This window comes from Streptacidiphilus albus JL83 (assembly GCF_000744705.1).
Lineage (GTDB): Bacteria > Actinomycetota > Actinomycetes > Streptomycetales > Streptomycetaceae > Streptacidiphilus > Streptacidiphilus albus.
The window spans coordinates 6,042,308-6,066,075 of the sequence record NZ_JQML01000001.1; the positions used below are offsets into that span (position 1 = coordinate 6,042,308).

General features: G+C 72.8%; 19 protein-coding genes. 11 read left to right on the forward strand and 8 right to left on the reverse strand.

The window, feature by feature from the left end:
• The first annotated feature begins 1 nt into the window (after position 1).
• The 7 genes from BS75_RS26450 to BS75_RS51600 all read left to right on the forward strand — a co-directional run bounded on the left by BS75_RS26450 (position 2) and on the right by BS75_RS51600 (position 9,398).
• Entirely contained in the window at positions 2-2,605 is a 2,604-nt protein-coding gene (locus BS75_RS26450) for a hypothetical protein (RefSeq protein WP_034090037.1), read from the forward strand.
• On the forward strand, positions 2,598-3,662 hold the full coding sequence (pstC, locus tag BS75_RS26455) for a phosphate ABC transporter permease subunit PstC (protein ID WP_081982594.1): 1,065 nt from the start codon (positions 2,598-2,600) through the stop codon (positions 3,660-3,662). The genes BS75_RS26450 and pstC overlap by 8 nt, the downstream gene beginning before the upstream one ends.
• Positions 3,663-3,675: 13 nt before the next feature.
• A complete protein-coding gene (gene pstA, locus BS75_RS26460; RefSeq protein ID WP_063771431.1) occupies positions 3,676-4,959 on the forward strand; it encodes a phosphate ABC transporter permease PstA in 1,284 nt (427 codons plus the stop codon).
• Entirely contained in the window at positions 4,956-6,644 is a 1,689-nt protein-coding gene (locus BS75_RS26465) for a substrate-binding domain-containing protein (RefSeq protein WP_034090038.1), read from the forward strand. The genes pstA and BS75_RS26465 overlap by 4 nt, the downstream gene beginning before the upstream one ends.
• Before the next feature lie 158 nt (positions 6,645-6,802).
• A complete protein-coding gene (locus tag BS75_RS49490; protein WP_052069711.1) occupies positions 6,803-7,603 on the forward strand; it encodes a sortase in 801 nt (266 codons plus the stop codon).
• 28 nt (positions 7,604-7,631) lie between these two features.
• Positions 7,632-8,465 carry a phosphate ABC transporter ATP-binding protein gene (locus tag BS75_RS26475; protein ID WP_034090039.1) on the forward strand — a complete coding sequence of 278 codons (834 nt, stop codon included), beginning with the start codon at positions 7,632-7,634 and terminating at the stop codon, positions 8,463-8,465.
• Positions 8,466-8,477: 12 nt separating this feature from the next.
• The gene (locus tag BS75_RS51600) at positions 8,478-9,398 is read left to right on the forward strand and encodes a helix-turn-helix domain-containing protein (protein WP_034090040.1); all 921 of its coding nucleotides are present in this window, start codon (positions 8,478-8,480) and stop codon (positions 9,396-9,398) included.
• 12 nt (positions 9,399-9,410) lie between these two features.
• On the opposite strand, the gene BS75_RS44825 is transcribed toward BS75_RS51600, so the two are convergent.
• The 4 genes from BS75_RS44825 to BS75_RS26500 all read right to left on the reverse strand — a co-directional run bounded on the left by BS75_RS44825 (position 9,411) and on the right by BS75_RS26500 (position 14,217).
• On the reverse strand, positions 9,411-9,995 hold the full coding sequence (locus BS75_RS44825) for a TetR/AcrR family transcriptional regulator (protein ID WP_052069712.1): 585 nt from the start codon (positions 9,993-9,995) through the stop codon (positions 9,411-9,413).
• Positions 9,995-12,715, reverse strand: coding sequence for an AfsR/SARP family transcriptional regulator (locus tag BS75_RS26490; RefSeq protein ID WP_034090041.1), 2,721 nt, complete (start codon positions 12,713-12,715; stop codon positions 9,995-9,997). Before BS75_RS26490 ends, BS75_RS44825 begins: the two co-directional genes overlap by 1 nt.
• Positions 12,716-12,805: 90 nt before the next feature.
• A complete protein-coding gene (locus tag BS75_RS26495) occupies positions 12,806-13,780 on the reverse strand; it encodes an AfsA-related hotdog domain-containing protein (protein ID WP_042437331.1) in 975 nt (324 codons plus the stop codon).
• Entirely contained in the window at positions 13,780-14,217 is a 438-nt protein-coding gene (locus tag BS75_RS26500; RefSeq protein WP_197091962.1) for a luciferase domain-containing protein, read from the reverse strand. The genes BS75_RS26495 and BS75_RS26500 overlap by 1 nt, the downstream gene beginning before the upstream one ends.
• 256 nt (positions 14,218-14,473) lie before the next feature.
• Between BS75_RS26500 and BS75_RS48540 the strand changes: the two genes are divergently transcribed.
• Positions 14,474-14,611: a hypothetical protein gene (locus tag BS75_RS48540; protein WP_156164293.1), complete on the forward strand. Its 138-nt coding sequence runs from the start codon at positions 14,474-14,476 to the stop codon at positions 14,609-14,611.
• Positions 14,612-14,662: 51 nt separating this feature from the next.
• Here the strand turns inward: BS75_RS48540 and BS75_RS26505 are convergent, their stop codons facing one another.
• Together BS75_RS26505 and BS75_RS44830 are read right to left on the reverse strand one after the other, a co-directional pair.
• On the reverse strand, positions 14,663-17,668 hold the full coding sequence (locus BS75_RS26505; protein ID WP_052069715.1) for an AfsR/SARP family transcriptional regulator: 3,006 nt from the start codon (positions 17,666-17,668) through the stop codon (positions 14,663-14,665).
• Between the two features lie 159 nt (positions 17,669-17,827).
• Positions 17,828-18,676: a 4'-phosphopantetheinyl transferase family protein gene (locus BS75_RS44830; protein ID WP_052069716.1), complete on the reverse strand. Its 849-nt coding sequence runs from the start codon at positions 18,674-18,676 to the stop codon at positions 17,828-17,830.
• Between the two features lie 282 nt (positions 18,677-18,958).
• Between BS75_RS44830 and BS75_RS26515 the strand changes: the two genes are divergently transcribed.
• Complete coding sequence (locus tag BS75_RS26515; RefSeq protein WP_081983381.1) at positions 18,959-19,879, forward strand: alpha/beta fold hydrolase; 921 nt, start codon at positions 18,959-18,961, stop codon at positions 19,877-19,879.
• Positions 19,876-20,622 (forward strand): thioesterase II family protein, encoded by a 747-nt coding sequence (locus BS75_RS26520; protein WP_052069717.1) that lies wholly within the window; start codon positions 19,876-19,878, stop codon positions 20,620-20,622. The genes BS75_RS26515 and BS75_RS26520 overlap by 4 nt, the downstream gene beginning before the upstream one ends.
• A gap of 95 nt (positions 20,623-20,717) precedes the next feature.
• Here the strand turns inward: BS75_RS26520 and BS75_RS26525 are convergent, their stop codons facing one another.
• Positions 20,718-21,212 (reverse strand): SRPBCC family protein, encoded by a 495-nt coding sequence (locus BS75_RS26525; protein ID WP_034090043.1) that lies wholly within the window; start codon positions 21,210-21,212, stop codon positions 20,718-20,720.
• Positions 21,213-21,221: 9 nt separating this feature from the next.
• The gene (locus BS75_RS26530) at positions 21,222-22,487 is read right to left on the reverse strand and encodes an FAD-dependent monooxygenase (RefSeq protein WP_042437335.1); all 1,266 of its coding nucleotides are present in this window, start codon (positions 22,485-22,487) and stop codon (positions 21,222-21,224) included.
• 154 nt (positions 22,488-22,641) lie between these two features.
• Here BS75_RS26530 and BS75_RS26535 point away from each other — a divergent pair, with 154 nt between their 5' ends.
• Entirely contained in the window at positions 22,642-23,679 is a 1,038-nt protein-coding gene (locus BS75_RS26535; protein WP_034090044.1) for a ketoacyl-ACP synthase III family protein, read from the forward strand.
• The last annotated feature ends 89 nt before the right edge of the window (positions 23,680-23,768 follow it).

The window sequence follows — 23,768 nt, forward strand, 5'->3', positions numbered from 1 at the left end:
GGTGGCCGTGACGGCCGCTGCGCTGCTGGGGGTCGGGCCGGTGCCCGATGCGAGCGCGGCCGCCCCGACCGCGTCGCCGACCGCTCCCGCGACCGGGCACACCACCTGCGTGTCGAGCGGCGGGAGCGGGAGCAGCTGCACCGGTACCTACGGCGGTGACACCGCCTGGGACAACTACGCGGACGACGAGAACGGCGGCATGATCACGGCCCAGCCGAAGGTCACCGTGGACCAGACGGTCAACCTGACCAACCAGATGGTCCACATCACCTGGTCGAACTTCACCCCCTCCGGCTACGAGGGCAACGGCGACCCGGCCACCGGTCTCTCCAACGGTTTCAAGGCCTCGCTCGAGTACTACCCGGTCTTCGTGGTCGAGTGCAAGGGCGCGAACCCGCAGACCATCGACGCCTGCAACGAGTTGCAGGTGGGCCTGCCCAGCGCGGGCGCGCCGGGCAACGCGATCGAGTCGTACACCCAGGGCGGCGCGACCACCCAGGCGTCGGACTGCTCGGACGTGCCGAACGACCCGGTGTGCGGCACCGGGTACACGGACCTGCAGATCCAGACCCAGCTGCAGAACAACACCCTCGGCTGCGACAGCAGCAACCCCTGCTCGATCGCGGTCCTGCCGGAGTGGGGCGGCAACACCTACGCGCAGCCGGCCGACTGCGAGGACCACAGCCTGGACCTGCCGTCCAACGGCGGCTACGCCTCGACCCAGTACGGCGACTACACCTCGTGCATGTGGAACGACCGCATCGTCGTCCCGCTGTCCTTCGCGCCGACCGCCAAGCAGCTGTGCAGCTCCAACGACTACGCGTTCTCGGCCCAGGGCTCGCCGATGCTCGAACGGGTCATGGGGCAGTGGCAGCCGGGCTGGTGCACCGCCACCCAGGGCAAGGTCGACTTCAACTACGACTCCGGCGTGAACGAGTACGAGGCCCGGAACGGCTTCCTCAACGGCAGCAGCTCGCTGAGCGCGAGTACGGACGTGGCGCTGGTCACCGACCCCGCCTCCAGCACGGAGGCCTCGGCGTCGTCGCGGCAGTTCACCTACGCGCCGGTCGCGACCACGTCGATCACCGTCGCCTACTACGTGGACAACCAGGTCACCCAGGAACCGATCACCAACCTGAAACTGAACGCGCGACTGGTGGCGAAGCTGCTCACCCAGTCGTACTCGTTGCAGTTCAGCCAGTGCGCGACCGGTCAGACCGCGCAGTCGGACCTGTGCGACCCCAAGATCGTGGGCAATCCGGTCAGCATCTTCGCCGACCCGGAGTTCTACCAGCTCAACCCGGAGTACTCGAAGGCCGACTTCGAGACCGAGACCAACGGCCTGGACAACAGCGGCGACTTCCTGCCGATCGTGCTGGCGGGCAACAGCGACATGACCTACGAGCTGACCCGGTGGATCGAGTCCGACGCGAGCGCGGTCGCCTTCCTCGAAGGCAAGCCGGACCCCTGGGGCATGCACGTCAACGCGTACTACGAGCAGGGGCAGTCGCAGACCTACCCGGTCAGCGAGTTCCAGGTGCTCGACCCCGGCTTCACCTCCGGCACCACCGGGCTGGGCTCCACCAGCGATCCCTTCCTGTCCACCATGCAGGTCGCCTGGAACCCGGTGACCGGCCTGGACAACGTCGCCTCCGACCTGGCCGGCTGGACCCCCAGCGGCGACCAGTTCTTCCCCTCGTGCAGCAACACCACCTACGCCTGGACCCAGTGCCAGGGCAACGGCAACGTCATCGACGCCAAGGACCCCGCCGACCAGTTCCCGCAGCGTGCGCTGTTCGCCGTCCTGGACTCCGGCACCGCCTCCGCCTACCGCTTCCCGACCGCCCAGCTGGTCAACCCGGCCGGCGCAGCGGTGGCCCCCTCCACCACCTCGATGGCGGCGGCCGTGGCCGCGATGAGGACCAACCCGGACGGCGTCACCCAGTACCAGGACTTCTCCCACACCGTCGCCGGGGCCTACCCGCTGACCGAGATCCAGTACGCGATGGTGCCGACCTGCGGGCTCTCCTCGGCCAAGGCCGGAGCGATCTCGACCTTCCTGAAGGACGTGGTCGGCTCGCAGAGCTACGGCGTCGGCCTCAGCCAGATCCCGCCCTTCGGCGGCTACCTCAAGCTGAACTCCGCCCAGCAGGCCCAGGACCTGAAGGCGGCCGCGGCGGTGCAGCGGCAGACCTGCGCGACCACGCCGCCGGACGGCACGGTCTCCGGGCAGAAGCCGCCGCCCGCCACCGGGACCGGCACCGGCTCCGGCACCGATGGCGGCACCGGCACCGGCTCCGGCTCCGGCACCCTGGCGTCGGGCGGCGCCACCGGCAGCGGAGGCGCGACGGCCGCGGCGGCCGCAGCCGCCGCCCACCCGGTGAGCAGCGCCACCCCGACCGGCCGGGCCACCCCGGTCGCCCTCGGTGACAAGGCCGCGGACAGCAGCAGCGTCGGCGACTACGTACTGCCCGGCGCGCTCCTGCTCGGTGCGCTGCTGGCGGTCGGTGGTCCCCTGGCCTTCGGCTTCGGCACCGGCGGCATCCGGCTCAGGATGCCGCGCCGCCGCGGGGCCGGCAACGGGGCGGGCGGCAGCAATGGCTGACACCACGCCGACCGAGGCGTTCGGGCTGCCGCTGCTGCCCGGCGCCCCGGACCCCGGCGACCCATCGGCGCCGGGGTCCGAGGAAGGGCTGCAGGACGACGTGCGGCGGGTCATCGTGGCCCGGCTCAGCGGCGCGGACCGGGCCTTCCGGGCGCTGCTGCGCAGCGGCGGGATCGCGGTCTTCGTGATCACCGGCATGATCGGGCTGTTCCTCGTCATCCGGGCCTGGAGCGCCTACCGGAAGGCCGGTTGGAGCTTCTTCAGCACCGGTACCTGGCTGGTGGGCGAGAACCACTTCGGCATCGCCTCGATCCTGCCGAACGGCATCCTGATCGCGCTGATCGCCCTGGTGATAGCCGTGCCCTGTGCGATCGTCACGGCCCTGTTCATCTCGGAGTACGCCCCGGCCCTGATCGAGCGCAAGCTGATCGCGGTGATCGACCTGATGGCCGCGATCCCCAGCATCGTCTACGCGCTCTGGGGCGTCTTCTTCTTCCAGCCCAGGGCCCTCGGCTTCGCCCGCTGGCTGGCCGACCACGTCGGACCGGTCTTCCCCCCGTTCCGGATCGTCGGCCACGAGATGGTGATCGTCTTCTCCTCCTCGCCCTTCGTCGCGGGACTGGTCGTCTCGCTGATGGTCATTCCGATCATCGCCTCCCTCTGCCGCGAGGTGTTCTCGCAGGCGCCGCAGGGCGAGCGCGAGGCCGCCTACGCGCTCGGCGCCAGCCGCTGGGCGATGATCCGCGCCGTCGTGCTGCCCTACGGTCGCGGCGGCACGATCGGCGCGGTGATGCTCGGATTCGGGCGGGCGATGGGGGAGACGATCGCCGTCTCGCTGATCATCTCCCCGGTCTGGACCTTCAACTGGCACGTGCTGCAGACCGGCGGGATGTCGATCCCCGCCCTGATCGCGCTGCGCTACACCGAGTCCACGCCGCAGATGCTCTCCGCGCTGATGGCCGCCGGGCTCGTGCTCTTCGCCTTCACCCTGGCCGTCAACTCGGCGGCCGGCGTGATCATCACCCGCACGCGCTCCGGCGCCCAGACGGCCGACTAGGAGGAACCGCACCATGGCGAAGAGTTCGATCACGGAACCGAGCGTGGAGACCACGCTGCAGCTGCCGCCGGTCGCCGCCGAGCCCGAGGCGGGGGCGGAGGCGGGGGCGGAGCCCGAGCAGCGCATCCGGCGGCGCGCCGTCTCCCTCGACGGGGTCTGCGCGCTGCTCGGTTCGGCAGCCGCCGCCCTCGGCCTGACCTGGGTGGTCTACGAGCGGATCCTGCCGACCACCGGCGCCCTCGGCTTCTGGCTCACCGTGTTCCTGGTGTTCCTGGCGTTCTACGCCGGGGTGACGGCGCTGGTGTGGGGCCGCCGGGCGGTGGCCGACCGGATGGCCGGCGCGCTGATGTTCGCCGTCGGCATGCTGATCGTGTTCGTGGTGGCGGACCAGATCGCCTACACGGGGTACGAGGGCCATTCCGCGCTCGGGCACCTGACCTTCTTCACCCAGGACTCGCTGAACGCGACCGGGCTCACCCACCTCGACCAGGGCGGCATCCTCAACGCCCTGGTCGGCTCGCTGGAGCAGATGGGCATCGCGACCGCCATCGCCGTTCCGCTCGGCATCCTGGCCGCGCTCTTCCTGGTGGAGATCGGCGGCCCGATGGCCCGCCCGGTGCGCTCGCTGGTCGAGGCGATGACCTCGCTTCCCGAGATCATCGCCGGTCTCTTCATCTTCGCGCTGTTCATCCTCACCTTCGGGCTGCGGCAGAGCGGTTTCGCGGCGGCGCTCGCGCTCACCATCATGATGATTCCCTTCGTCGCCCGCTCCTCCGAGGTGATGCTCCGGCTCGTGCCCGGCACGCTGCGCGAGGCCTCGTACGCGCTCGGCGCGAGCCAGTGGCGCACCGTCCTCGGCGTGGTGCTGCCGACCGCCCGTTCCGGGCTGACCACGGCGGTCGTGCTGGGCATGGCGCGGGCGATCGGTGAGACCGCGCCGGTCCTGCTCACCTCCGGCTACACCGACTACGTCAACGCCAACCCGTTCTCCGGCTGGCAGACCAGCCTGCCGCTCTACATCTACGAGACCGTGCGCGAGCCGGCCGACGTCCAGCGGGTCCGGGCCTTCGGCGCCGCGGTCGTGCTGATCACGCTGGTCCTCGTGCTGTTCGCGATCGCGCGGCTGCTCGGCGGCCGGCGGCCGGGGGAGCTGAGCCGGCGTCAGCGCCGACGGGCCGACCGGGAACGGCTCGCGTACCGCAGGACGATCCTCGGCCTCCCCTCCTACGCCGGCCGCAGCGCCGCCGACCACCACTCCGGCCGCCGCGCCGCCGATCCGGAAGGAGGAGACCAATGAGTCCGCTCAGACTCCGGCTCCGCCTGTTCATCGCCGCCTTCGCCGCGGCGCTCGCCCTGTGCGCCGTCCCGGTGGCGCCGGCCTCGGCCACCGGCTACGTCCCGCTGGACGGGGACGGCTCCTCCTGGGCCGAGCCGGCGATCCAGCAGTGGGCCAGGGACATGGCGCCCGACGGCATCCAGATCAACTACACCGGGGACGGCTCCGCCCAGGGGCGGGAGAAGTACATCGAGGACCAGAACGACTTCGCCGGTTCCGACATCGCCTTCCTCACCCAGGGCGACCCCTTCGGCGCCGGTCTTGAGGTGCCGACCTGGAACTACTCGTACATCCCGATCGTCGCCGGCGGCACCACCTTCATCTACAACCTCACCGTCGGCGGGCAGAAGGTGAAGAACCTGCGGCTGTCCGGCCCGACCATCGCGGGGATCTTCACCGGCGCCATCACCAACTGGGACGACCCGAAGATCACCCACGACTACGGCACCCAACTGCCGAACCAGCCGATCACGGTGGTCACCCGCTCCGACGGCTCCGGCGCCAGCTACATGTTCACCCGGTGGCTGTCCAAGGAGTACCCGTCGCTGTGGGACTCCTTCTGCTCCGCGCACGGCGGCCCCAGCTCCTGCGGGCCCACCGAGTTCTACCCGGGCTTTGCGAACTCGGTGCAGAAGGACGGCTCGGACCAGATGGCCTCGTTCCTGTCCTCCCCGATCAGCAACGGGGCGATCGGCTACGACGAGTACGCCTATGCGCTCGACTACGGCCTGCCCGCGGTGAAGATGCTCAACGCGGCCGGCTACTACACCCTGCCGACGCCGTCCAATGTGGCCATCGCGCTGCAGGCGGCGGTGATCGACGAGAACCCGAACGACGTCGACTTCCTGATGCAGGACCTCGACAACGTCTACACCTACAACGACCCGCGGGCCTACCCGCTTTCGAGCTACAGCTACCTGGTCATCCCGCGCGACGTCGGCGGCGGGAAGAACAACGCGCCGCCGCCGTCCTGGAACACGGCCAAGGGCGCGACGCTGGGCACCTGGCTCAACTACGTGCTCTGCGGCGCCCAGCAGAGCGCCGGCAACCTCGGCTACTCGCCGCTGCCGAAGAACCTGGTCGTCGGCGGGTTCGAGCAGGTCGACCACCTGCCCGGACACGTAGCGACGCCGGACCTGACCGACCTGAACAACTGCAACAACCCGACCTACTCGAACGGCGTCAACCACCTGATCGCCAACGCGCCGAACCCGAGCCCGTGCGACTACTACACCGCGCCGCTGGACTGCACGGTCGCCGACGGCAAGGCCGTGCCGACGTCGACCGGCGGCTCGGGCTCCGGCTCGGGTTCCGGCTCGGGTTCCGGCGCCGGCTCCGGCTCGGGCGGGACCTCGGGCGGCTCGGGCAACGGCGACGCGGCCAACCCCGCCGCCGCCGGAACCGGCGGCGGCACCAGCGGCGGTACCGGGACCAGCACCGGCGTGGATCCGAACACCGGGCAGCCGATCGGCAGCGGCAGCGGCACCGGCTCCACGCAGTCCATCGCCGCCGAGCCGATGGACGTCGCGGGCCGGGCGAACGAGGAGTCGCTGCTCGCCGCGCTCACCGTGGTCGAGATCCTGGCGGCGCTCAGCGCGCCGGTGCTGGTCGGGGCCTGGGTCCAGCGGCGCCGGAAGCGGGGCTGAGCCGTGGCCCAGTCCGAGCTCCTCGAATCGCCGGCCGAGCCGGAGCCCCGGCCCGAGACCGGAGCCGGGGCCGGGAACTCCCGGCCCGGCCGGCCCGCCGCCGCGACAGCGAACCGCTGCGCCCGGCCCGGCCGTCCGGGCCGGTCCGGCGACGGCCCGTGCTGCAGGCCCTCGGCCTGACCTTCACCCTGCTCGCCGTGCTGGTGCTGGGTTTCTTCGTCTACCTCTACGGACTGTCCGGGCTCAGCGAGCAGCGTGCCCAGTCGGCCCTCTACAAGACCTTCGCGGCGCGGCTCGCCGTGGGGACCGCGCCGACCGGGCCCACCGCCGCGGGCGCGCCGGTGGCCATCCTGAACATCCCCGCGATCGGCGTCCACGACCTGGTGGTGGTCGAGGGCACCAGCGCCGAGCAGCTCACCCAGGGCGCCGGACACCTCCGCGCCACCGTGCTGCCGGGACAGTACGGCGTGAGCACGGTCTTCGGGCGCGATGCCACCCACGGCGGCCCCTTCGCCCACCTGATGGAGCTGCGGCGCGGCGACCGGATCACCGCGACCACCGGCGAGGGAACCGCGACGTACGTCGTCGAGTCCTTCGGCACCACCGCGGACCCCGCGCCCGACCCGACCCGGAACCGGCTGCTGCTGGAGACCGGCGCCGGTCCCGGCTACCCGACCGGTTGGGCCCAGGTCAGCGCCGACCTGTGGAGCGCTCCGGTGCAGACGCCGACCGCCTGGCCCGCCGTCGCCCCGGCGGAGACAGCGCTGGCCGGCGATCCCGACGCGCTGCTCCCGCTGATGCTCTGGACCCAGGCACTGCTGGTGGTCTCCTTCGCCGGTTCGCTGGCCGCGCACCGCTGGTCGCGCTGGGCCGCGCTGCTGTGCACCGCCCCGGTCGTGCTCGCCCTGGTCTGGGCGCTGTACGAGAACCTCTCGCTGCTGCTGCCGAACCTCTACTGACGCCGGACTCCTACCGAGAGACACTGACATGAGCACTCTGAACGAGACGGCATCGGTCGACCCGGGGCCGGTCGCGCCCGACCGCCTGCACGACCCGGCCGGCCTGGAGACGCGGGCGGTGTCCGCGTGGTTCGGCGACCACAAGGTGCTGGAGCGCGTCTCGCTGACGATGGACCCAGGTCGGGTGACCGCGTTGATCGGCCCCTCCGGCTGCGGCAAGTCCACCTACCTCAGGATCCTCAACCGGATGCACGAGATGGTCCGCGGCGCCAGTCTCGGGGGCAAGGTCCTGCTCGGGGCGGCCGACATCTACGACCCCGGGGTGCGCCCGGCCGAGATCCGCAAGCGGATCGGGATGGTCTTCCAGAAGCCCAACCCCTTCCCGGCGATGACCATCTACGAGAACGTCGCCAGCGGGCTGAAGCTCGCCGGGATCAAGGGCGTGGACAAGGACGCGGTGGTCGAGGACTCGCTGCGGCGCGCGGGCCTGTGGAACGAGGTGCACCGCCGGCTGCGCACGCCCGGCGGCGCGCTCTCCGGCGGCCAGCAGCAGCGTCTGTGCATCGCCCGCTCGCTCGCGGTCAGCCCGGACGTGCTGCTGATGGACGAGCCCTGCTCCGCCCTCGACCCGACCTCCACCCGGCGGATCGAGGAGACGATCGGCGAGCTGTCCGGGCAGATCACCATCGTCATCGTGACGCACAACATGCAGCAGGCGGCCCGCGTCTCCCAGCACTGCGCCTTCTTCCTGGCCGGCGAGGAGCAGCCGGGCCGGATCGTGGAGTCGGGCCCCACCGAGCAGATCTTCGACCACCCGGTCGACCCCCGCACCGCCGACTACGTCCACGGCCGCTTCGGCTGACGGAGGGCGACTGTGGCCACTGCCAACCGGATCACCGTCCGCGTCGAGTGCCCTGACTTCGAAGGGATCCGCAAGGCCGCCGCCGCCGAGGTCAGGGCCGAGCTCGACGCGATCGGCGACCCGGTCGAACTGGCCCGCCGGGCCGGTCGGATCATCGGGACGACGACCGCGGCGCTGGACGGCCTCCGGCCGGTCCGCGACGCGGCCGCCCTCTCCCTGTGGGCCTACCAGGCGCCGCCCGCCCTGCACCGGTCACTGGGGCAGACCCCCACCACGCTGGCCAAGCTGACGCGCGAGGCACTCGGCCTCGGCGCCGCGGAGCGGGTCCCGCCGGCCGGGCGGGAACGGATCGCCGCCGCGCGGGCCGCCGGGGTCACCCCGGTCCCGGACGCGCTGCGGGCCCTGCCGGAGCTGGCGGCCCGGGCCGCCGAGCAGCAGGCGCGGCGCAAGGCCGCCGTGCCCTACCGGAACGCCGCCGCCCGCGAACTGGTCAACCGGCTCGGCTGGGAGCGCGGCCGGGTCGAGGCGGTCACCGGCATGTCGAAGGTCGCCGTCCACCGCGCCGTGCACGCCGACGGCACCCCGTCGAACCGCTACGACGAGGAGACCCGCCGCAGGGCGGTGGTGCTGGTGCTGGACCAGGGGATGACCGGCACCGCCGCGGGCGAGCAGCTCGGCATCGGCCCGGCCACCGTCCGCTACTGGGTCAGGGTGGAACGCCGGCTCCGGGAGGCCACGGCGGTGCTGCGGCAGCGCGACCCCGAGATCCGCTGCAAGGCGGTGTCGATGGTGCTGGACCAGGGGATGACCGGCGCCGCCGCCGCCACCGAGCTCGGCATCGGCGCACCCACCGTCCGCTGGTGGGCCAGGACCGCGCGCCGGGAGCGCGCGGCCGGGCCCCGGTCGCAGCCGAGTCGGAGCGACCTGCCCTGACGGCGCCGAGGGCTATCCGGCCGGGTCCGCGGCGGGAACGGGACCGTCGGCGGGTTCGGCCGGGAACCAGAGGGCGGCCAGGGCGTCGGCGCCCAGCCCGAACAGGGCCTCGTCCGCGCAGGTCAGCAGGTCGAAGCGGAGCAGGCCCAGCAGCAGGGTCCAGGCCAGCAGGGCTCGCGGGCCGCCGGCCGACGCGGCGAGCGGGCCGGGGAGTCCGGGGACGGCGGGCGGCAGCGGCCGGGCGTCGAGCAGGGCGAACTGGTGGGGGTGGGCCCTGGCCCAGTCCCTGGCCGCCCGGCAGCAGGCGTGCCAGCGGGCCCTCGGCCCGGCGTCCGCCCGGCGGAGCGGCGGTCCGAGCCGCTGGGACAGGGCTGCCTGGGCCTCGGCGGCCAGCGCCTGGAGCAGGTGTTCGCGGCTGGGGAAGTACCGGTACAGGGCGGAGGACGCCACCCCCAGTTCCCGGGCGACCGCCCGGAGCGAGAGGCCGACCTGGCCCTCCTCGGCCAGCAGCCGCCAGGCGGTGCTCTTGATCTCCCGCACGATGTCCTCGTGCGCCCGTGTCCTGGCGGAGCCGAAGGACGATGACCGGCCGTCCATCAGGCGGCCGCGCCGGCCGTCAGCTGGACCAGCCAGATGCCGGGGCGCGCCTCGACGGCCGCCGGCGGCGAGCTGTGCTGGCTGCTCGACCAGTCCACCATGTGCTCCAGGACCCGCTCCACGCTGCGCTGGCCGAAGCGGGCCCAGCGCTGGTCGCCGATGGCCTCGGCGGCGTCGGTGAACTCCTGGAACCGCTGGAGGGCGTCCTCGGCGCGGCCCCGCGCCAACAGCACCAGGGCCAGCCCGCGCCGGGCGTCCACTCCCGCACGCCGGTCCAGGCCGTCCGCGTCCCGCCGCAGGACGGCCTGGTAGCACTCCTCCGCCCGCGTCGGATCGCCCTCGCTGAGGGCGGCGTCACCCGCGCCGATCAGGCAGCGCAGCGCCCCCGACACGTCGTCCAGCTCCTCGAACAGCCGTCCCGCGTCGGTGTAGTGGTCCGTCGCCGACCGGGTGCGCCGCTGCTGCCAGGCGAGGTCGCCGAGCATCCGCAGCACATTGGCCCGGCCCCTGTCGCTGCCGCCGAGCACGGCCGCCTCAAGGGCCAGGTCGAGCAGCACGGCCCATTCGTCCCAGCGCCCGCAGGCGTCCAGGTAGCCGGACACGGCATCGGTCAACTCCAGCACCAGGGACCAGTCGCGGGCCTCGCTGGCGTGCCGGACCGCTTCCAGCAGGCCCTGGATCTCCGCCTGGAACCAGCCGACCGGGGAACTGCCCACGATCCCGGCCCAGTCGAGCCGGAGCGGGGGGCCTTCGGGTCCTTCGGCCCGGCCGGCGCTGTCGGCTCCGTCGGCCCTGTCGGCCCTGGCGGCTCCGTCGGCGGAGGGCGGCCGGGGCCGGCCCGGCGCCAGCGACCGGTCCGCGTGGCGGGCCAGGGACAGGTAGGCGCGGCCGAGCCGGTCGGCGGCGGCGCGGCGCAGCTCCGGGCTCTCGGCCCCGTGCAGCTTCTCCTGGGCGAGCGCGCGGAGCAGCCGGTGGTAGCCGTACCGGTGGCCGACCGGTCGGCCCGTGCCCAGGATCTCCAGCAGCCGCACTTCGACCAGGAGTTCCAACAGCCGTTCGGCCTTCGCCGGAGTGGTGCGCAGCAGGACGGCGGCGCCCCAGAGCGAGAAGCCGGCCTCGGGGGTGATCGACAGCAGCCGGAAGGCCCGTTGCTCCTCGACCCCCAGCTCGTCGTAGCCGACCGCCAGCGCGGCCCGTACCTCCAGGTCGCCCGCGCTGAGCAGGTCGAGCGCGGCGGTACGGTCCGCCAGCCGTCCGGCGAGCGTGGCCGGGGTCCAGTGCGGGCGGGCGTTGAGCGCGGCCCCGGCCACCCGCAGCGCCAGCGGCAGCCCGCCGCAGAGCGAGGCGATCTCGCGGACGGCGGCCGGGTCGCCGTTGACCCGCGCCCCGGCCACGGCCAGCAGCAGCCGCTGCGACTCGGCGGCGGTCAGCGGCTCCAGCGTGAGCAGCCGGGCGTTCTCCAGGCCGACCAGGCTGCGCCGGCCGGTGACCACCAGCAGCCCCCGGTCCAGCCCTTCGGCCACCGGCCGCACCTGTGCCTCGGAGACCGCGTCGTCCAGCACCACCAGCAGCCGCCGTCCGCGCAGCGCACTCGCCAACTCCCGGTCGACGTCGGCGGGCAGGCCGGGCAGGGGCGTGCCGGGGCCGACCAGGCGCAGCACCGCGGCAGCGGCGGCGGCGGGGTCGAGCGCCGCGCCCCGGGGGTCGCGCAGCGGCACCAGCAGCTGCCCGTCCGGGAACGCCTCGGCCTGCTGCCGGGCCAGTTCGACGGCGAAGGCGGTCTTGCCGACCCCGGCCGCCCCGGAGACGACCAGCAGCCGCGCCGCCCCGTGCTCGCCGTCGCCCTCGGCCAGGCCGGCGGCCAGGGTCAGCAGCCGGTCCCGGCCGATCAGGTCGGGGACGGCCGGGGGCAGCAGGGACACCGGGGCGGCGGTACGGACCTGCGTCTTCGGGGCGTCCTGCGGCCAGAGCAGGGCGGGGTCCGAGCGCAGGACGCGCGCGTGCAGCCGGGCCAGCGCGGGGCCCGGCTCCACGCCCAGCTCGTCGACGAGCGCGCGGCGGATGTTGCGGAAGGCCAGCAGCGCGTCGCTCTGCCGCTCGGAGCGGTACAGAGCCACCATCAGATGGGCGTGCAGGACCTCCCGGTACGGGTGCTCGGCGGCGAGGGCCAGCAGTTCGGCGATGAGCCCGGCGTGGCGTCCCAGCCGGAGGTCGGCCGCCACCCGCTGTTCCAGCACGGCGAGCCGGGACTCCTCCAGGTGCACGGCGGCGGCGGACAGCAGCGGCCCGTGCGGGACGCCGGAGAGCGCCGCCCCGGTCCACAGCCCGAGGGCCTCCCGCAGCCGGGCCCCGGTCTCCTCGTAGGCGCCCCGTTCGTAGGCGCGGCGGCCGGAGTCGCGGAGCCGTTCGAAACGGGCGAGGTCCAGCTCGTCCGGGCCGACCCGGAGCCGGTAGCCGGGCGGCTGGGTCTGCAGCAGCCCGTCCCGGTCGCGCCGGTTGTCGGTGCCCTCGGCGAGCAGCGTCCGCAGCTGCGAGACGTAGACCTGCAGGGTGGTGGTCACCGTCCGGGGCGGCTCGTCGCCCCAGATCTCGTCGATCAGGGCCTGGCTGGAGACCACCTGGTCGGCCCGGATCAGAAAGGTCGCCAGCAGCACCCGTACCTTCGCTGCGGTGGGTGTGCGCGGACTGAGGGCCACTGGGCCCAGGACTTGGTATCGCATCGTTCCCCCTGACGCCTGCTCATACCCGGACACCTGGTCGGACCAGGCCGCTCGGTCGGACACGGACTCCGTCTCGCCCCCGGCGGGGACTCAGCAGTCCTGCAGCACGGTGGTTTCCACCAGCCCTATCTGCCGGGAGCCCTGGGTGAAGCGCAGGCTCAGCGCCAGCAGCGGCCTGCCCTCGGGGTCCCTGGCCGCCAGTCCGCCGGAGGCGCTGCAGAGCAGCGGCAGGTCGGGCTCGGCGAAGCCCTGGAAGTCCGCGCTCCAGCGGGTCAGCACGCAGTCCGCCGGGGCGAAGCCCCGGAGCTGGGCCGCCTGGAGGACCGCGGTCTGCCGACTGGCCTCCAGCAGTACCGACGAGGGGACGTGGTCGGCATCGCCGCCCGCGAACACCGGGTGGTCGGGGTCGGCGGCGACCTGGACCGTGAGGGTGTCGTCCTCGCTGTGCTCGCACAGCCCGATGACGACATTGGCCGGGTCGGTGCGACCGACCGCGAGCGGCGGGACCTTCTGCCCGGCCGTCAGGCCCGGCCGGCCGGGCTCGGAGCCGGCGCGGCTCGCGGCGCGTCCCCGGGCGCGGTGGTTCTGGTAGACCTTCGGCATCAGGAACACCAGCCGGGCGCTGACGCTGCCGCAGGGCAGCCCGGCCAGGCGCAGCCCGGCCCGGCACTCCAGGCCCCTGGGCACGCCGTTGACCACGTCGGCCGGCTCCAGCGACAGGTCCATCCGGGCCTCGGCCGGTCCGGCCGAGCGCCGCCAGGCGTCGATGCCGGCGGTGTCGAGGGCGATGGTCGAGAAGACCACCGGACGCTCCTCCGGGACCCGGAAGTAGCGGTGGGCCACGAAGAGCGCGCTGCGCCGCAGCGCCTCGACGGGGACGTGGAGGTCGTGGTGGCGTCCGGAGCCGTCGGTGTAGAGCGGGTGGCTCTCGGGCAGTTCGGCCGAGAGCCCGAACTCCTGGGGCACGGCGGCGGTCGAGCCGCTCATGATGCCCTCCAGGGTGTCGGGGCGGTGCACCAGGTGGAAGCTGAAGCCGGGTGCTGCGGCGGCGGTCCGAGTCTGCATCACGGTGACGGGTCCCCTTCTGGAGCGGCCGGCGCCCGACCCGGTGCGGCCTGCCGGTAGGCGGCGAGCAGGAGTTGCCAGGCGACGTCGAGTTCGCTCTCGTCCCTGGGGCCGTAGACGAGCAGCGAGCCGGCGGGTTCGGCGGCCACCGCCCAGCCGGCGGCGACGGCGCGCCCGGCCAGCGGGGACGGCAGCCTCAGGTGCAGACTGCCGTCGTAGACCGGGTGCAGGTGGCCGAATTCGGTGTCCAGCAGGAACGCCCGGGCCGGGCCGAGGGCGAGGGCCGGAACCAGTCGGCAGCCCCGGCTGCCGGGGACGCAACTGCCGGTCGGGCCGACCCGCACTCCGGGTAAAGCCGCGACCATTTCCAGGAGCAGCTGTTGGAGCGGAACGGGCGAGCACTGGGTGACCTGTTCGATCCGGCCGCTCGTGGACACGCGCGGCGCATGACCGATACGCAAGGGAATTTCGGGCCCAATGGCGGGCGTCATGACTCCGCACTCCCGCTCGCAAAAGTACCGCGAATGCTGGTGAAAAGAACTGACGGCATGTCCGCATCATGTGGGTTGCCGGTACCATTCTGTTCCTGTTCCGATACCGGGGCCCGGTACCGAACAGGAATCGGTCCAGGAACGCGGAGTCGAATGCTGGAGCACGTTCAAGGAGATGGACTGCGACCCAGGGAGAAGACACATGAACGTACGTTCATTCGGCACGCTGGTCGGCGCACTGCTGCTGGGAGTCGTCCTGCTGGGATGGGCGTCCGGTCACACCGCGGTGAGGGCCGATGACGACATCGTGCCGGCGACGGTCTCGACCGCGGGCAACTGACACGGAGCACGAGTGCCGCCCGGTCCCCGAGGGGGCCGGGCGCCGCCCGTTTCAGCAGGTTCGGACGTGTCCGGTGCGGATGCCCATGGCGTCGAACAGCGCCCTGGCCCGGCTCCGCTGGGCCTCGGCCTGACTGGTGTCCCCGGTCGCCTCGGCGACCAGGGCCAGCCCCTGCAGGGCCTCGGCCGCACCGATCCGGAAGCCGATCCGCTCGGCCTGCGCCAGCGCGTCGCTCAGGCAGCGCCGGGCCTCCTGGTACTCCTCGCTGCGCTCGTGCACCGCACCCAGGATGTTCTGCAGCTTGACCGACAGCGCGCTGTCGGTCGCGTTCCACAGCGCCCCGCGGATCAGCAGCATGTAGCGTCTGGCCTCCTTGAGGTTGCCCAGCGCCAGCTGGACCTGGGCCAGCCGTCCGGCGATCAGGGCGTTGCGGGTGCCGGTGCCCCGGAGCTGGGCCAGCAGCCACGCCTCGGTGAGGTGCTCCAGCGCGGCCTGCAGCCTTCCCCGGCCGACCTCGGCGTTGGCCAGGTTCACCAGGGCGAGGCCCTCGCCGGAGTGGTAGCCCAGCCGCTGGTACACCGTGATCGCCTGCCGCGCGGCCTGCGCGGAGCGCTCGTAGTCGCCCAGATAACCCATGGCGGAACTGATCGCCACCTGGGTCGCGGCGAGTTCGCGCTGCATTCCGCAGGAGCGCATGATCTCCAGTGCCTGCTCCAGAAAGCGGAGCCCCTCGGCGTAATTTCCGAGGGCATTATGGAATGAGCCGATCCGGTTCAGGCAGGTGGCCGCCGCCATTTGATCGCCGAGTCCGGTGGCGATTTCGAGCGCGTGCTCCGACCGCTCCAGCCCCTCCTGGAACCGGCCGAGACCCCACAGTGCCACGCCCACGTTCCTGGTGGCGGCCATAAGCAGCTTCGGGTCGTCGAGATGCTCCGCCGCCCCGACCGCGATCCGCGATATCTCCAGGCTCTCCTCCAGATAGCCGTTCAGTTGCAGGTACTCGCTCACATACCGCGGCACCACCGCCGCGTGCCAGTAAAGGCCGATATCCATGGCCAGCCGCACCGCCGCCGCCAGATTGGCGTACTCGCGGTCCAGCCAGGCCAGGGCGGCCGCGGCGTCCGGGAACTCCGGCCGGTGCGGCGTCTCCGGCAGGTCGTCGACGGCCTCCAGGGCGAGGCCGGGGTAGAGCAGCCGGGCGGCGGTCACCAGGGCCAGGTAGCAGTGGTCGAGGAACCGGGCTGCGGACTGCCGGTTGGCCTCCTCGTGCCAGGAGCCGCCGGCCTCGCAGGCGTAGATCCGCACCAGGTCGTGGAAGGCGTAGCGGTCCTCGGCGTGCTGGCCGAGCAGGTTGACGTCGACCAGGTGCTCCAACTGCTCCATGGCCTCGTCGACGCCGGTGCCCAGCAGGGCCGCCGCGCCGTGCACGTCGAAGTCGTGGATCGGGAGGCTGCCCAGCCGGCGGAAGGCCAGCCTGGCCTCCTCGCTCATGACCTGCTCCGAGAGCCCGACGCAGGCCGCCACGCTCCGGGTGCCGCCGCGCAGTTCGTGCAGCCGCCGGGTCTGCAGCCGCAGTCGGTCCGCCATGCCCGCCAGCGTCCAGCGGGGCCGGTCGGTCAGCCGTCCGGCGCAGATCCGCAGCGCCAGCGGGAGCCGGCCGCACTGCTCGATCAGCCGCAGTGCGGCCTCCGGCTCGGCGGCCACCCGGGCCTCCCCGAGCACCCGGACCAGCAGCCGGCTGCTGTCCTCCAGGCTGAGCACGTCCACCTGCACCGTCTGCGAGCCGTCCAGGTCGAACAGCCGTACCCGGCTGGTGATCAGGACCAGGCAGCCCGGCGAGGCCGGGAGCAGCGGCAGGACCTGGTCCGAGGCCGAGACGTTGTCGAGCAGGATCAGCAGCCTGCGCTGCGCGGTGGTGACCCGCCAGAGCGCGGTCCGGTTCAACAGCCCGTCCGGCACCCGGTCGCCGGGGACGCCGAGGGTGCGCAGCAGCACGTCCAGCGCACTGCTGGGGTCGACCGCGGGCTGTCCGGGGGTGAAGCCGGCCAGGTCGATGCAGAGCTGCCCGTCCGGGTACTCCTCGGCCAGGGCGTGGGCGGCGCAGACGGCCAGCGCGGTCTTGCCGGAACCGCCCATCCCCTCCAGGGAGACCACCTTCATCTCGGCACCCGGGCGGCCCAGCTCGATCAGGTCGGCCAACTCCTGCTCACGGCCGGTGAAGTCGGGGAGCGAACGGGGGAGTGAACAGGGCGCCTCGGTTCTTCGCGGGGCGGTCGGACGGACCGGCGGCGACTCGGACGCCCGGACGGCGGCGGCCGGCAGCGGCGCTGCCGCCGGACCGGCCAGGGCCGGGTCGCCGCGCAGGATCTCGCTGTGCAGCCGGACCAGTTCGGCACTGGGGTCGATCCCCACCTCGTCGGCCAGCAGCTCGCGGATCCTGGTGTACTCCTCCAGGGCCTCGGTCTGTCGCGCCGCCCGGTAGAGGGCCAGCATCAACTGGCCGCGCAGCCGCTCCCGCAGCGGGTGCTCGCCGACCAGCCGGCGCAGCTCGCCGACGAGTTCGGACCCCGCGCCCAGTTCGAGGCGCAGCGCGATCAGGTCCTCGATGGCTCCGAGCCGCATCTCGCCCAGCTCGGCCGTGGCCGCCTCCAGCGCGAGCCCGCCCGCGCCGGAGAGCAGCGGGCCGCGCCACAGGTCCAGCGCCGCCCGCAGCTGCTCCACCGCGTTCTGCCGCAGCCCGGCCGCCACCGCCCTTCTGGCGCGGCCCAGGTGGACGGTGAACAGGCTCAGGTCCAACTGCTCCTCGGCGAGTGCGACCTGGTAGCCCACGCCCGCGGTCTGCAGCAGAGTGCCGCCGTCGGGGATGCGGCGGCGGAGGTCCCCGGCCATCTTGCGGATCTGGTGTCCGGCGGTGGCCGGGGCCGCGCCCTCCCAGACCGTCTCCACCAGACGGGACACCGGGATCAACCGGTTGGCCTCCAGCAGCAGGGCGACCAGCATCCGCTCCTGCAGCGGGCCGCCGAGCGGAATCCGCTCGTCGGAGTGCCAACACTCCAACGGGCCAAGGACTTTGAAAACAACCCCCGTATTTCCGGACAGCAAGGCCGGCCCCCTCCTCCGTCGCCCGGCGGCACGATCTGCCCGTGCAGCCCTGTGCTCGCCGAACCGCAAGCCGGAGTATAGTTCCGCCTGCTGGGAAGGATCAGTGAGCGATCCTCAGCGATCGGCCGGACGCAGCTCCGAGATCCATCCGGGCAGATCGACCGACCGGGTCGAAACCAGCGGCAGCCGCCCCTCGGCCTGCGGCATCAGCAGGGCGACCGCGCCGCCGTGGGTGGCCGGCAGCGGGATCGAGTCGAGTCCCCAGTACTCGGGACCGGGCAGGTCGGTGTCGACGCCGTCGAAGGCCGGTCCCAGTCCGACCGAGAAACTGTCCAGTTCGGCCCACAGACCGTCCCCGGTCCCCTTGAGGTAGGCCTCCTTCCGGACGAAGCAGTGCAGGAACGCCTGCGCCTGACGCTCCACCGGCAGTCCGCGGACCGCCCGCTGCTCGTCCGGGTGCAGCAGCGGCACGAGGTCGGTCCCCGGCACCGAGGCCAGGGTCTCCACATCGGCGCCGACCGGGTCGGCCGCGAAGGCGCAGACCGCCAGGCCGGAGGTGTGCGACAGCGAGAAGTGCAGGCCGGGCCTGGCGGCCACCACCGGACGACCGTGCCGGTGGCCGCAGCCGCGGCACTTGGCGCGCTCGACGGCGACCCGTTCCGGCGCCTCGCCCAGGTAGGCGCCCAGCAGCAGGCGCAGGGCCACGTGCGAGGCGAGCAGCAGGGAGCGGCCCTCGGCGTCGCCGCAGCGGTCGATCCGCTCCAGTTCCAGGGGGTCGAGCAGGTCGCGCAGCTGTTCGGCGGCGGCCACCTGCTCGGGGCCGGTGCGCAACAGCCAGGCGTCCACCACCCCGCGCGGCGGGCGGTAGCCGGCGTGGGGGAGACCGGTGGACGGAAGCCCGGTGAAGGCGTCCGCCTCCGTTCCGGCGGGGCTGGTCCGAGGGTGGTCGATTGTCCGGTGCACAGTCACCTCCTGGAGACGCTGATACGGATGCCAGGCTGCGGCCCCCCGCTAAAGCTTCGCTAGCTCCGACCGGTCGCACCCGAACACCGCGGACTTTAGGTGAACGCAGTTGCGAAGCAGCATGCTTCGGCAGGTCACGGCAGGACACTCGAAGCCGCCCCGCAGGGGCGTGGGAAGGAGCGCACTGTGCCAGCGAGCTCTGTGCCACCGATAGGCACGCCGGGGCAGGGGGCCGGCCGCCGTCCCCCCGGGCCGCCACTGGAGGTGCGGCTGCGCACCCGGATGATCCACGGGTACCGCCGGGCCTTCCGGATGGCGGGGAACGGCTCGGCCGTGGTGCTGATCCACGGGATCGGCGACTCCTCGGCGACCTGGACCCCGGTGCTGCGCGGCCTGGCCCGGAGGCACCGGGTCCTGGCGCCGGACCTGCTGGGCCACGGCGCCTCCGACAAGCCGCGCGGGGACTACTCCGTGGGCGGCTACGCGAACGGGATCCGGGACCTGATCTCGGTGCTGGGCATCGAACGGGTCACCCTGGTCGGCCACTCCCTGGGCGGGGCCGTCGCCATGCAGTTCGCCTACCAGTTCCCGGAGCGCACCGAGCGGCTGGTGCTGGTGGGCACCGGCGGGGTGGGCCGCGAGGTCACCCCGCTGCTGCGGGCCGCCTCGCTGCCGGGGGCCGAGCTGGCGCTGGCCGCCATGCGGCTGCCGACCGTGCGGCAGCAGATCGGGCTGCTGGTGAAGGGGCTGCAACTGCTGGGCACCGGACTCGGTCTGGACGCCCCCGACCTGCTCCGGGTGGTCGACGCGCTGCCGGACGCGGCCTCCCGTAGCGCCTTCGTCCGGACCCTGCGGGCCGTGGTCGACCACCGGGGCCAGGTGGGCACTCTGCTGGACCGCTGCTACCTCGCCCAGGGCATGCCCACCATGCTGATGTGGGGCGAGCGCGACCAGGTGCTGCCCTCGGTGCACGCCGGGATCGCCCATGTCTCGATGCCCGGCAGCCGCCTCGAACTCTTCGAGAACGCGGGGCACTTCCCGTTCCACAGCGACCCGCAGCGCTTCGTCGACCTGGTGCTGGACTTCATCGCCACCACCGAGCCGACCCGCTTCAGCCCGGAGGAGTGGCGGATGATGCTCCGCGCCCGGAAGCCGGACCCCCGGGCACAGCGACTCGCGGGCATCACGGCGAGGGCCTCATGACACGCTACCTGCCCGAACACCGGGTCCAGGACTCCCGGATACGGCTGTTCTGCTTCCCCTTCGCGGGCGGCGGCGCCTCCGCCTACGCCGGCTGGCAGCGCCGGCTCGGCGACCGGGCCCAGGTGCTGCCGGTGCAGCTGCCCGGCCGCGAGGGCCGCTCGGCGGAGCCCCGGTTCACCGACCTCAATGCGCTGATCGCCGACCTCGACCGGGAGTTGGGCGCCGACCTGGAGTTCCCGCACATCCTGCTGGGCCACAGCATGGGGGCGCTGATCGCCTTCTCGCTGGCGCAGCACCGGGCCGGGCTCGGCCGGCGGCTGCCGGAGACGCTGGTGCTGAGCGCCTACCGGGCGCCGCACCTGCCGCCGCCGAGGATGGCCCCGCCGAACGCGACCGACCTGGAGCTGGTGGAGTCGCTGGTCGGGCTCGGCGGCATCCCGCAGATCCTGCTGGACCACCCGGAGTGGCTGTCGGCACTGCTGCCGGTGGCCCGGGACGACCTGCTGATGTGCTCCGGCCCCGGCCCGGCCCGGCAGGAGCCGCTGCCGCTGCCGCTCCAGGTGTACGCCGGGGCGGCGGACGTGCTGGTCAGCCCGGAGGAGGTGGCGGAGTGGGCGCGGTACTCGCGCGGCGGGTTCTCCATGCGGACCATGCCCGGCGGCCACTTCTTCCTGCGGGACCAGGAGGAGGAGTTCCTGGCCGACCTGTCCCGGGTGATGGAGGTGATGGAGGCGCGGGTCTGACCCGGACGCACTGCGAGGGGGTGGCGGCCCGGTCGGCCGCCACCCCCTCGCGTCTTCCGGCGCCGTTCACCCGGACGCCGGCGCCCCGGCCCCGCTCACTCCGCCGCGGCCCTGAGCCCGGCCAGCCAGTCCTCCATGCTCTGCTGGAGCTTCTCGCTGCTGTAGAACAGCGGCAGCAGCAGGCCGGCGATGGACTCCTCGGCCGAGACGACCGTGCCGTCGCCCTCCGCCCGCAGCCGGTGCCGGTGCACGGCCTTGGCCATGCCGCCGCTGCACACCCCGGTCCAGGTCATCTCCCGTTCCGGGGTGAGCACGGCGATCCGGGAGACGATCTTCGAACCCTGGATCCGCCAGGAGAACGGAAGGTCCACGGCCAGTCCCTCCGGCACCCGGACGTCGCGCACCGTCGCGGCCCAGGCGGGCCACCGGGGGACGTCGCTGAGCAGGGCCCAGACCTGGTCGGGCGGGGCCTCGATCCGCAGGCTGTGGAAGGCCTGCACCTGGGCGTCGCGGTCGATCCGGCCCCGCTTGGCGTACTGCTGGTGCAGTTCGTCGAGCCGGGGTCCGCGGTACAGCAGCCTGCCGCGCATCGCCGTCCCCTACTTCGCCGTGACCGGGGTCGCCGAGAGCGACGACAGCTGGAGGTCGATGGTGTCGATCTCGTGCGGGGCGTTGATCACCCGGTCGAACAGCCGGTACTTGATCGGCAGCCGGTCCAGCACCCGGTACTTGTTCCGGCGCAGCACCTTCTGCAGCGGGGAGTTGAGCGCCAGTGCGGACTCCTGCATCCGCTGGAACTTGGTGACGAACCCCTTGTGCTGCCGACGCTGCTGCACGAAGTCCGCCAACTGCGCCTCGCGGACCACCCCGTGGCCGCCGCCGAGCGGCTCCGCGAGGGCGTGGGCGATCACCGGGGCGAGGCTGACGGCGTCCTGGATCGCGACGTTGACGCCCTGGCCGAGGATCGGCGTGCAGGTGTGCGAGGCGTCGCCGATCAGGATCAGGCCGTCGCGGGCCCACTGGTCCAGCTCGGCGGTGAAGATCTCCAGGAACGAGGTGTCGTCCCAGGACCGCAGGTACTCGTGGAGCAGCGGCTCCAGCCTCGGGTCGAGTGCCGCGATACCGGCCCGGAAGGAGTCGAAGCCGGTCCGGCGCAGCTCGCCCAGGCCGCGCTTGGGCAGGTTGTGGCCGATCCGGAGGAAGTCGGGGAAGGTCGGCAGGACCATCACGTGCTTGTCGCCGTCCGCGATCAACTCGGCCTGGTTGCCCCAGTCCGCGGGCCGGGGCAGCTTGAACGAGAGGAAGTCACGGGCCATCGGGGTGATCCGGGCCTCCAGGCCGGCGGAGCGGCGCACCTTGGAGAAGCGGCCGTCCGCGCCGACGACCAGCCGGGAGCGGACCTCGGTGGTGGAGCCGTCGGGCTGCTTCAGCAGGGCGCCGCGAACGGTCCCGTCCTCCACCACCAGGTCGGTGAAGGCGGCGCCGGAGGCGTAGGAGAAGCTCGGCAGCCCGGCCGCCGCGGCGTGGAAGATGCCGATCAGGCTCGGTTGCGGGATGTCGATCGGCAGCGCGCCGATCGGGAACCGCCGGTAGTCGACATGGAGCACCTTGCGGCCCTCCATCCGCATGGTGACCGACTCGGTCTCCAGAAAGCCGTGCTTGTCCAGGGCGGGACCGAAGCCGAGCCGGCGCAGCGAGACGGCGGAGGGCGCGGCCAGGGTCTCACCGCGGAACTCCCGTTCGAAGCTGGTCTGACGCTCGGCCACGAGCACGCGCACACCGCGGCGGGCGAGCAGTGTCCCGAGCAGCGCGCCGGCCGGCCCGCCACCGACGATCAGCACATCGGTTTCGGTCGTGACAGTCATCATCATCTCCTGGGTTCGAGGTGGCCTCGGCCTCCGACGCTAGGCACGGCCTCTTGCGGAGCGCTAAAGACGTCCTCCACCGGGACAAGAGGCGCTTTAGCCGGGGCGGCCAGCCTGGACGCACTTCTCGTCCGTCCGCTTTCAGGAGACAGCCATGCGTTGGGACAACCTGTACGTCGCCGGTGTCGGCGCCTACCTTCCGGAGCAGGTGCAGACCGCCGACGAGGCCGTTGCCCTCGGCCTCTACGACGCCGAGGAGAGCATCGGCAACGGCATCCGCTCGGTGCGGGTCGCCAGTGACGAGGAGGCGCCGCCGGTGATGGCGGCGGCGGCGGGCAACCAGGCGGTGCAGCGCTCCGGGCACGCCCACGCGGACTTCGGGCTGGTGCTGCACGCCTCCATCGGCCACCAGGGCCAGGAGTTCTGGACGCCGGCCAACTACGTGCAGAACGAGACGGTCGGCGGCAGCGGCACCGCGCTGGAGGTCAAGCAGGGCTCCAACGGGGGCCTGGCCGCGACCGAGCTGGCGGCGGCGCACCTGACGGCCCGTCCGGAGCACTCGGCGGTGCTGGTCACCGTCGCCGACGCGTTCCGCCCGCCGTACTTCGACCGCTGGGCCAGCGACAACCAGCAGGTGTACGGGGACGGCGCCGGAGCACTGGTGCTGTCCTCGCGCGGCGGCTTCGCCCGGCTGCTGTCCACCGCCAGCTACACCGACTCCAGCCTGGAGCCGATCTACCGCGGCGTGCACGGCTGGACCAAGGCCCCCTTCGAGCAGGGCACCCCGGTCGACCTGCGGTCCCGCAAGAGCGACTACCTGCTCCAGCACGAGGACGCCTACGAGCAGACCATCCACCTGATGACCAAGAACGCCGGCCTGGCGCTGCAGGAGGCGCTGGACGACGCGGACACCAAGCTCGCCGACGCGCAGTTCTTCGTCCACGCCAACATCGCCGAGTCCATCGCCAACTTCTCCTTCTACACCATGCTCGGGGTGGAGCGGGCCCGGACCACCTACGACTGGGGGCAGACCATCGGCCATGTCGGCGGCGCCGACCAGCTGATCGGCATCAACCACCTGCTGGAGAGCGGTCGTCCGAAGGCCGGGGACCGGATCGTCACCATGGGCGTCGGCGTCGGCTTCATGTGGACGGTGGCGGTACTGGAGATCGTCTCCACGCCTTCCTGGTGACGCCCTGCGCAAGTGCCGCTTTAGCCGGTCCTGGGAGATTCATCCGGTAAGTCGCCGACGGCTCCCGCCGTCCGGCGTGCCCCACGCCC

Excerpts from the sequence above, each read along its gene's own strand:
- pstC (WP_081982594.1), top strand. The coding sequence starts at position 2,598 with ATGGCTGACACCACGCCGACCGAGGCGTTCGGGCTGCCGCTGCTGCCC.
- pstA (WP_063771431.1), top strand. The coding sequence starts at position 3,676 with ATGGCGAAGAGTTCGATCACGGAACCGAGCGTGGAGACCACGCTGCAG.
- BS75_RS26465 (WP_034090038.1), top strand. The coding sequence starts at position 4,956 with ATGAGTCCGCTCAGACTCCGGCTCCGCCTGTTCATCGCCGCCTTCGCC.
- BS75_RS26475 (WP_034090039.1), top strand. The coding sequence starts at position 7,632 with ATGAGCACTCTGAACGAGACGGCATCGGTCGACCCGGGGCCGGTCGCG.
- BS75_RS44825 (WP_052069712.1), bottom strand. The coding sequence starts at position 9,995 with ATGGACGGCCGGTCATCGTCCTTCGGCTCCGCCAGGACACGGGCGCAC.
- BS75_RS26490 (WP_034090041.1), bottom strand. The coding sequence starts at position 12,715 with ATGCGATACCAAGTCCTGGGCCCAGTGGCCCTCAGTCCGCGCACACCC.
- BS75_RS26495 (WP_042437331.1), bottom strand. The coding sequence starts at position 13,780 with ATGCAGACTCGGACCGCCGCCGCAGCACCCGGCTTCAGCTTCCACCTG.
- BS75_RS48540 (WP_156164293.1), top strand. The coding sequence starts at position 14,474 with ATGAACGTACGTTCATTCGGCACGCTGGTCGGCGCACTGCTGCTGGGA.
- BS75_RS26515 (WP_081983381.1), top strand. The coding sequence starts at position 18,959 with ATGATCCACGGGTACCGCCGGGCCTTCCGGATGGCGGGGAACGGCTCG.
- BS75_RS26520 (WP_052069717.1), top strand. The coding sequence starts at position 19,876 with ATGACACGCTACCTGCCCGAACACCGGGTCCAGGACTCCCGGATACGG.
- BS75_RS26525 (WP_034090043.1), bottom strand. The coding sequence starts at position 21,212 with ATGCGCGGCAGGCTGCTGTACCGCGGACCCCGGCTCGACGAACTGCAC.
- BS75_RS26530 (WP_042437335.1), bottom strand. The coding sequence starts at position 22,487 with ATGACTGTCACGACCGAAACCGATGTGCTGATCGTCGGTGGCGGGCCG.
- BS75_RS26535 (WP_034090044.1), top strand. The coding sequence starts at position 22,642 with ATGCGTTGGGACAACCTGTACGTCGCCGGTGTCGGCGCCTACCTTCCG.